This window comes from Chloroflexota bacterium (assembly GCA_018648225.1).
Taxonomy (GTDB): Bacteria; Chloroflexota; Anaerolineae; order Anaerolineales; family UBA11858; genus NIOZ-UU35.
The window spans coordinates 1-8976 of the sequence record JABGRQ010000037.1 but is presented as its reverse complement, the minus strand read 5'-3'; the positions used below and the strand labels follow the sequence as shown (position 1 = coordinate 8976).

The 8976-nt window shown below is 56.0% G+C and carries 9 protein-coding genes; all 9 read right to left on the bottom strand.

Annotated features, from left to right (window positions below):
* Positions 1–63: 63 nt before the first annotated feature.
* Positions 64–1221: a [LysW]-lysine hydrolase gene (locus tag HN413_01805; GenBank protein MBT3389123.1), complete on the bottom strand. Its 1158-nt coding sequence runs from the start codon at positions 1219–1221 to the stop codon at positions 64–66.
* Positions 1218–2381 carry an aspartate aminotransferase family protein gene (locus tag HN413_01800; GenBank protein ID MBT3389122.1) on the bottom strand — a complete coding sequence of 388 codons (1164 nt, stop codon included), beginning with the start codon at positions 2379–2381 and terminating at the stop codon, positions 1218–1220. Before HN413_01800 ends, HN413_01805 begins: the two co-directional genes overlap by 4 nt.
* A 78-nt stretch (positions 2382–2459) precedes the next feature.
* Positions 2460–3263, bottom strand: a complete 804-nt coding sequence (locus HN413_01795) for a [LysW]-aminoadipate kinase (GenBank protein ID MBT3389121.1) — start codon at positions 3261–3263, stop codon at positions 2460–2462.
* 55 nt (positions 3264–3318) lie between these two features.
* A complete protein-coding gene (locus HN413_01790) occupies positions 3319–3687 on the bottom strand; it encodes a four helix bundle protein (GenBank protein MBT3389120.1) in 369 nt (122 codons plus the stop codon).
* A 54-nt stretch (positions 3688–3741) separates the two neighbouring features.
* Positions 3742–4779, bottom strand: a complete 1038-nt coding sequence (locus HN413_01785) for an N-acetyl-gamma-glutamyl-phosphate reductase (protein ID MBT3389119.1) — start codon at positions 4777–4779, stop codon at positions 3742–3744.
* A gap of 66 nt (positions 4780–4845) precedes the next feature.
* Positions 4846–5709 carry a lysine biosynthesis protein LysX gene (lysX, locus tag HN413_01780; GenBank protein ID MBT3389118.1) on the bottom strand — a complete coding sequence of 288 codons (864 nt, stop codon included), beginning with the start codon at positions 5707–5709 and terminating at the stop codon, positions 4846–4848.
* Positions 5706–5876, bottom strand: a complete 171-nt coding sequence (gene lysW, locus HN413_01775; GenBank protein ID MBT3389117.1) for a lysine biosynthesis protein LysW — start codon at positions 5874–5876, stop codon at positions 5706–5708. Before lysW ends, lysX begins: the two co-directional genes overlap by 4 nt.
* Positions 5869–7257 carry an argininosuccinate lyase gene (gene argH / locus HN413_01770; GenBank protein MBT3389116.1) on the bottom strand — a complete coding sequence of 463 codons (1389 nt, stop codon included), beginning with the start codon at positions 7255–7257 and terminating at the stop codon, positions 5869–5871. The genes lysW and argH overlap by 8 nt, the downstream gene beginning before the upstream one ends.
* 89 nt (positions 7258–7346) lie before the next feature.
* Positions 7347–8615, bottom strand: a complete 1269-nt coding sequence (locus tag HN413_01765; protein ID MBT3389115.1) for an argininosuccinate synthase — start codon at positions 8613–8615, stop codon at positions 7347–7349.
* Positions 8616–8976 lie beyond the last annotated feature (361 nt).

Here is an 8976-nt window from a genome sequence, read left to right as displayed (position 1 = left end):
CATCTACGGAGTAGCAGATGACATCCAGCGCGACGTTACCAAAGACGATTGCATCCATAAGCGTTAACTATTTGAACGGGATAATGTTTTCAACACATTCGTTAGCACATTGACGGCATTGCGATATTCTACCAACGAAAGGCGCTCATGGGGGGTGTGATCGAGGCTGGAGTCGCCGGGGCCATAGGCAACCGCGGGGCAATCCCAGATCGGGGCGACGATATTCAGATCGGCGGTGCCGGTTTTAACGACGAAGCCCGGCCTGCCCCCAGCGGCGCGGATTGCACCCAGAAATGCGCGCACCAGCGGGGTATTACGTTCGGCTTTATAGGCCGGGATGGAGAATCCGGTTGGGGTGATTGTGCAAGAGACCTCCGAATTCTTGAAGGACTCGGAGGTCTGAATGAGACGTTCATACCACTCATCCGGCGAGACATCCAGCGGCAGACGAACTCCTACGGTGAGGGTAGCTGAATCCTGAAAATGGTCTGTCTCCGATGCGAAGCTGCGCAACGTGAGCAGCAGTTGGTCAAAAACGCGCTCGCGCTCAATGTTGAATTCATCCACCGCGGCGCGGACGTGATTCCAGAGATCAATGGCGGCTTCAGGCGCGCTCTGGCCTTGTGCGGCGGTGTGCTCCACGGGGAGGGTAACCGTCACTTCGGCCCAGGCGCTGCCCTTGTAGCCCAGCGTGACGCGGTTCCACTGCGACGGCTCCCCGATGATGGCGAAGTCGGGGCGGTACTGATCCAAGATATGCCGCGCCCCGGTGGAGTTCTGTTCTTCATCCACAGCTCCGATAACAACGAATTGCCAGCCATCCAGCGGGCCGACGGCGGCGACCGCGTCGGCGAAAGCGGCGAGGGGGCCTTTAGCGTCTACAGCGCCGCGGCCGTAGAGTACCTCACCCCTACCCCCCCAGCCCCCCTTCCCATCTCCTCCCAGGAGAGGGGAAGGGGGGTGCCCGTCAGGGCGGGGGGATGGGGTGATGCGCACGGGAATCTCGCCCGGCACAGTATCAATATGCCCTAACAGCACAACCTGCCTCGGGCCGTCGCCCATCACGCCAATAGCGTTGCCAACTCCATCGGAGTAGGCGCGGGTGAAGCTCAATTCATCCATGCGCCCAACAAGATATTCCACCACAGCAGATTCTTCTCCCGAGGGGCTGTAGTGACGAACGAGTTCGATGAGGGTCGTCGGCCGTCGGTCGTCGGTCATCCGTCCACCAGAACTTCACACAATGCGGCTACCACCTGATCCACCTGCTCCTGTGGTATCACCAGCGGCGGCAACAAACGGATCACGGTCAGTCCGGCGGGGAGCGCAAAGATGCCGCGTTCGGTAAGGGCTTGCAGGTACGGGGCGACTTTCTGTTTGATCTCGATGCCAATCATCAGCCCCAGGCCGCGCACGTCACGAATCAGCGGAGATTCGATTTTGTTTAACTCTTCAAGCAAATAAGCGCCCAGTTCCGCTGCCCGTTGGGGAAGTTGCTCTTCCTCAAGGGCGGTCAGCGCCGCCAGAGACGCCGCCGCGGTCAACGGATTGCCGCCAAAGGTTGAGCCGTGAATGCCCGGAGAAAGCTCACCCACGCGCTCGCCAATCAACAGCGCGCCCATTGGCAGCCCCCCGGCGATGGATTTTGCCACACACAGCAGATCGGGCTGCAAGTTGTAGTGTTCCAGGGCAAACATCTTGCCCGTGCGCCCAAAACCAGTTTGGATTTCATCGAGGATGAGGAGCGCACCGCGCTCCCGGCAGAGTTCCTGCGCACCATGGAAATATTCAGCGTCGCCGAGGTGAACGCCACCCTCACCCTGCACCACTTCCAGGATCACAGCGGCGGTGTTTTCATCCATCGCTGCGGTCAGTCTTTCAAGATTGTTATAGGGTACATGAACAAAATCCGGTACCAGCGGCTCGAAAGGCTGGCGGTATTTCTTGTTCCAGGTGGCCGAGAGCGCTCCAAAGGTTCGCCCGTGGAAGCCGCGCATGGTGGCAATGATCTTGGTGCGCCCGGTGCTGTAACGCGCAAATTTAAAAGCCGCTTCGACGGTCTCCGTGCCGGAGTTGGTCAGAAAAGCGCGGCTCATTCCATCCGGGGCAAGGCCGGTCAACTTTTCAAGCAGTTGAGCGCGCATATCGTTGTAGAACATCTCCGGGCAAGAGATCAGCCGGGAAGCCTGTTTGTTGATCGCCGCTAAAACAGCGGGATGCGCATGCCCCAAATTCGCCGCGCCCTGCGCACCGACGCAGTCAATATATGCATTGCCTTGCTCATCCCAAAGCATAGCCCCCTCGCCGCGCACGATAGTTAAATCGCGCTTGGCGTATACACCGGAGGTGTGGAGATTTTCAATGGATTGAATTGTGCTCATAATCTATTCCTTCGTCAAACAAATGCAGAATGCAAAATGATGAATGCGGAATATTCTGCCTTTTGCATTCTGCATTCATCATTTCATTACCGTGCCATTACCCGCCAAGGCGCAACTAATCGGCTGAGCCACACGGCCATCGGCAATAATCACCTGCCCAACGCCGCCCGCCAGGGCTTCCTGCGCACCGAGGATCTTCTTTTTCATGCGGCCTTGCGCAATTTCGAGAGCGCCTTCGAGTTTGGTTTGCGGAATTTCGCCGATCAACGAACTCTCATCGGGGAAATTGCTCAGCAGGCCGGGGACGGCGGTCAGCAGCAAGAGTGCTTCGGCTTTGATGGATGCAGCTACCATCGCCGCGGCTCGGTCAGCATCCACATTAAGGGCTTCGCCTTTTTCGCTGAGCGCCAGCGGCGCGACCACGGGGGTGTATCCGGCATCGAGCAAGGTATTCAGCAAAGTGGTGTTGACCCGTTCAATTGTACCGGTGTAATCGTCTCGCAAAATTTTCTTTTTGCCATTTTCGATGATGCGGATTGAATCCTTGCGCCGGGCGCGGATTAACTGCCCATCCACGCCGCTCAATCCCAAAGCATTGACTCCCAGACCTTGAAGTTGTTCTACTAAAAGGGTATTGATCTTGCCATTTACCGCCATCGCAAAAATCTCCAGCGTCTGACGATCTGTATAGCGCGAGGTGAACCCTGAAGGCGAAGTCACAAAGCGCGGTGGATAGCCGACGGCTTCCCCCAGGGCACTGGCCTCCGCCGAACCACCATGTACCAGCACCAGGCGTTGTCCCTGTTCGAGCAGCGCGGCCGCGTCCCGGCAAATCGCGGAGAAGTCCACACCCTCGGTACCTCCGAGCTTAACAACAATAATTTTGTTCGTCATGGATTTCCTTTGTTCAAATGCAGAACGATGAATGATGAATGTTTTACGTTTTGCTATTTTTCTTCGCTGTTTTTATGGAAGCCACGAATATGGCAATAAGTTCATCGGTCTCTTTTGCTAATTCAGCCATTCGCTCTTCTGGCATGATCTCGGCTTCAATGAGAAGTTCAATCCAGAATGCGGTTTCGTCAAGTTCTTGAAGACTGCCTTCCATCTTGTTGATGAAATCACGGGGAGATTTTGCTCGATAGGCCTCACGATACTGCGCTCCGACCGATGTTCCACTTCGTAAAATCTGTTTGCCTATCACACCCGATTCACCGCTGTGGGGCAAAGACCGGTACAGACGGATAATGCGCAAGGCATATTCTTTTGTCCGAACGCGAAGTTCTTTCGGCGGGTTTTCGGCCATATCAGCCTCCAAAATCAATGTGAATATTCAGAATTCTGCATTCATCATTCTACATTAAATCGGGTGTAACCCGAAGAACTCCAGCCCCAGGGTTTCGTCGAATCCCAGCATCAGATTCATGCACTGGACAGCCGAACCCGAGGCGCCTTTCATCAGATTATCAATCGCGCAGATCGAGATGACATGCCCGGTTTTGGGATCAAAGTCGAAGCCCAGATCGGCGTAATTGGAACCGGCCAAAATCTTCGGCTCGGGGACGCGGTAGATTCCGCGTTGTGCCTTGACGATGCGGATGAAGGGGTTTTCAGCCATTGCGCCGCGATAGGCTTTCCACATATCTTTCAGCGCCACACCGGGCTTGACGTAGCCGTGCGCCGTCGCCAGCGCGCCGCGCACCAAATCCACCGAGGTCATTGTCAACGAGACATTTTGCAAACCCATCTCCTGAATAACTTCGGCGGTGTGACGATGACCGTAAGCGGCGTAGGTGCGAATCACGCCGCTGCGCTCCGGGTGATGCGAACCGGCGTTGACGCTCACGCCGCCCTCTGAAGAACCGGTTTTGATTTCGATAATCACTGGCTTGTCCATATCCAGCAGCCCAGCCTGCACCAACGGCATCAATGCCAGATTTCCCGCTGTGGCATTGCAACCCACTCCGCTGACATATTTCGCCGCGCGCAATTCCTCACGGTATAGCTCCGGCAGGCCATAGACGAATTTCGCCAGCCAGTCCGGGGCGGCATGGTCAGCGCCGTACCAGGCTTTGTACAACGCCGGATCGCGCAGGCGAAAATCCGCTGAAAGATCAACAATAAATTCTGCGGCCCGAGCATATTTCTCGATATTATGCTGCGCCTGTCCGTGCGGCAGGGCTAAAAAGAGTACATCCGTGGCTACCAGTTCGCCCGGATCGCTAAACTTCAACTCGGTCTGCTTGCGCAGGTTGGGATGTGCCATATAAACATACTCGCCCAAACGGCTGCGCGAGGTCGCCTGCACAACCTCCACCTCAGGGTGGGGGATCAGCAATCGCAACAATTCCCCGCCGGTATAGCCCGACGCGCCAATGATAGATGCTTTTATCATAATTTCTCCGAAATTCTAAAATGCAGAACTGGGTGTTTTTATTCATCATTCATCATTTTGCATTCTGCATTACAGTACTTGTATTTCTCGTCTCGCCACAGCCAGCAGATAGTCCACAATCAAATTGGGGATGTCTATGCCAGTCGTCGGGGCGGCGGTGTGGAACTCCATGGTGTGGTTGATCTCGTTAACCTGGAAGCCGCGCTCCGGGTGTTCGATAATATCCACGGCCAGCAGCCCACATCCCACGGCGCGCGCCGCTTTGTAGCAAATATCGCTCAACTCCGGGGTCAGCGGGCAAACTTCGCCCTCCCCGCCGCGAGCCGTGTTCGTAATCCAGTGCGGCGATTTGCGATAAATCGCTGTGATGGGTTCATCGCCAACCACCAACACACGGATATCGCGCCCCGGCTTTTCGATAAATTCCTGAATATAGAAAATCGAATGCTCATACGATCCCAACACCGCCTTGTGTTCTAACACGGCCTCAGCCGCGTCGCGGTCGTTGATCTTCGCCAGCAAACGGCCCCACGAGCCGACCATCGGTTTGAGCACCACAGGGTAGCCCATATTCTCAATCGCTTCCAGCGCCGACTCGGCGGTATAGGCCGCCATCGTGCGCGGCTGGGGCACGCCCGCCTGTGAGAGCGCCGAAGCCGTAGTCAGTTTATTGCCGCAGGCTTCAGCTACATTAGCGGTATTCACCGTGGGGATTCCCCAGGCATTCAGCACACGCACCGAATACAGCCCGCGCGCATAGCTGATGCTGCGCTCCAGAATGGCATCGTATTTCAGCCAGGGTTCGGGGTTAGCGAAATCAAAAAACGTCTCCCGGTCGTCCAGGCGGTCAAAATCGATGCCGCGGCCTTCCAGGGCGGCGAAAATCCACTTCTCTTCAACGCGCACCCGCGAGTAGAGTATGCCGATGTTCACTCCCCCCAATCCTCCGCTTCCATCGGGGCCATTTCGGCAACAGGCGGATCCAGCGAGATCACTTCCAACTCTACGCCACAATCGGGACAGACAATAATTTCGTTCACTTCGGTACCGGCATCGAGTTCGATTTCGGCCATACATTCAGAACAAGTTAGCTTAGACATGATGTACTCCTTCAACAATTAATAGGGATTGGGCTTGTTTCAATTGCGCCAGAACGGCTTCTGGGGCTGTGCCGCCCAGCGCTTTTCTGCGCGATACGCATTGCTGCGGATCAAAGACGTTATACACATTTTCATCAAATTTAAGATGGATAGACTGGTATTCGGCGAGAGTCAGCGTCTCGAGGGTTTTCCCTTTTTCAAGAGCGAGCCTCACCGCGCGGCCCGAAAGTGCATGCGCCTCCCGGAAGGGGATGCCACGCTCGACGAGGTAGTCGGCCAGATCGGTTGCCATCATCGCCGCGTCAATCGCTGCGGCCATACGCTCAGGCTTCACCATCAACGTGCGCACCGCTCCGGCCATTACAGGCAGCATGGCAATCAGCATATCGCAGGCCTCGAAGACAGGGATTTTATCTTCCTGCAAATCCTTGTCATAGGTGGAAGGCAGCCCTTTGAGCGTTGCCAACAGTCCAACGAGTTTACCCAACAGCGTTCCGGCTTTGCCGCGCGCCAGTTCAAAGGGGTCAGGATTTTTCTTCTGCGGCATCAGGCTGGAGCCGGTGCTGTAAGCATCGTCAAGTTCGATGAAGCCAAACTCGGCGCTGCTATAGATGATGATCTGCTCGGCAAATTTACTGAGATGCACGCCGATCATCGCCGCTACAAAGAGAAACTCAGCAACAAAATCACGGTCGGAGACGGCATCCATGCTGTTGGGGCTGGCTTCGGAAAAGCCTAGTTTCTCGGCCAGGGCAGCGCGGTCAATGGCAAAGGGCGTCCCAGCCAGGGCACCCGATCCCAGCGGGAGAACCGAGACACGATCTGTGCAATCGTTCAGACGCTCACGGTCGCGCTGTAAGGGCCAAAAGTGCGATAGCCACCAATGACTGAGCAAAACTGGCTGGGCGCGCTGCAAGTGAGTGTAGCCGGGCATGATAACGCCAAAATCGCTCTCGGCGCGCTCCACCAGCGCGGCTTGTAAATCACGCAACGCGGCATCCAGCGCGGGGATGTTATCGAGCAGCCACAGGCGAAAATCGGTGACAACCTGATCGTTGCGGCTGCGTCCGGTATGCAGTTTCCCGGCCATGGGGCCGACGATCTCACCCAGGCGGCGTTCCACGGCGGTGTGGATGTCTTCGTCGCCAGGGGCGTAGGAAAAGCTCTGGGACTGGAATTCAGCCTCGATTTGCTGCAATCCAGCCCGGAGCTGAATCTGCTCGTCCACTGTCAACACGCCAGCCATCTCCAGGGCTTCGGCCCAGGCCAGGGAGCCGCGCACATCCTGCAAAGCCATGCGTTGATCGAAGTTAATCGAGGCGTTGAGTTCCCACATTTGCGAGTTTGCGTCGCCGTCGAAACGGCCTTTCCATAGGGGCATGTATACTCCTTAGTGTGTCACTGCGAACGTAGTGAAGCAGTCTCCCGAAGATGAGATTGCTTCGCCATCTACATTGGCCCGCAATGACATTAATCCCGTTTGAACCGTGAATAATCCGGCTTGGGCAAATTCATCCCTGAGACGGGCAATTCATTGAGGGCGCGCACTTTTAGCGGCAGCCCGTAGAGATGGATGAAGCCCTCGGCGTCGGACTGGTCGTAGACATCTTCCTGGCCGAAGGTGGCGAAATCTTCGCGGTAGAGGGTGAAGGGGCTCTTGCGCCCAACGGTGATGATATTGCCCTTGTAGAGTTTCAGGCGCACCGTGCCAGAGACCGGACCCTGCGTGGCACTGACGAATGCATCCAGGGCTTCGCGCAGCGGCGAGAACCACTGACCGTTGTAGGTCAGTTCGGCGTAACGCAGGGCAATCACATCTTTATAGTTGATGGTGTCCTTATCGAGAACCAGCGATTCGATTTCACGGTGGGCAGCCAGCAAAATCGTCCCGCCAGGGGTTTCGTAGACGCCATGGGATTTCATCCCTACCAGGCGACTCTCGACCAGATCAGAGCGTCCAATGCCGTGCGCCCCACCAATGGCGTTGAGTTTGGCAATCAATTGCGCCGGGGTAAGTTCCTCGCCATTAACGCTAACCGGCGTGCCGGACTCGAATTCGAGCTCGACGTATTCGGGTGTGTTGGGTGCATTCTCCGGTGAGGCGCTCAATAGGAACATATCTTCGCTGGGTTCAACCCAGGTTTCTTCCAGCGGGCCACCTTCGTGAGAAATATGCCACAGGTTGCGGTCACGGCTGTAAATCGACTGGCGTGTGTTGGGCACCGGCACACCGTGAGCTTCGGCGTAGTCGAGGGCATCTTCACGTGAGCGGATTTCCCACTCGCGCCAGGGGGCGATGACCTGCAAACGCGGGTCAAGCGCCATAACTGTCAACTCGAAGCGCACCTGATCGTTGCCTTTACCGGTTGCGCCGTGGGCAACAGCATCTGCGCCGACTTCGTGGGCAACATCCACCATGTGTTTGGCGATGATCGGGCGGGCGACCGAGGTACCCAGTAAATATTTGCGTTCGTAGACCGCGCCAGAGCGCAGCATGGGGAAGAGATATTCTTCGGCAAATTCATCCTTGAGGTCACGGATCACCAGTTGACTGGCGCCACTGGCAATGGCTTTTTCCTCAAGGCCGTCGAGTTCCTCGGCCTGGCCGACATCGGCGGTGAAGCAAACCACTTCGCAGCCGTAGTTTTCCTTAAGCCAGGGCACAATCACGGATGTGTCCAGACCGCCAGAATAGGCCAGTACAGCTTTGTTGACAGATTTGGTAGGGTGACTAGGCATAGAGCATTTTCTCCTTTTTTGCCCTCATCCTCACCCCTGTCCCGAAGCATAGGCAAAGAGACGAAGGAGGGGTTTGAGGGAGATAACAAAAAAGCCCTCCTTGGGGAAGGAGGGCTTGATAAACAAGTTGAGCGATCTTGGCTTTGGTTTACCCAAGCAATAACGCCCGACCTTCCCAGGGGGAGGACAGTTTCTTACGACGAGGGCGACGGGGATTGCTAATCAGGGTAAACATATTGGGGCGGAGTTTAGCACGCAGGCAGGCGAGCGTCAAGGTGAGAAGTACAAAAATATCGTAAAGATTGACTCCTGACATCTCTGCAAAGCCCAAATAGGTTCTGGTTCGTTAAGATATAATATG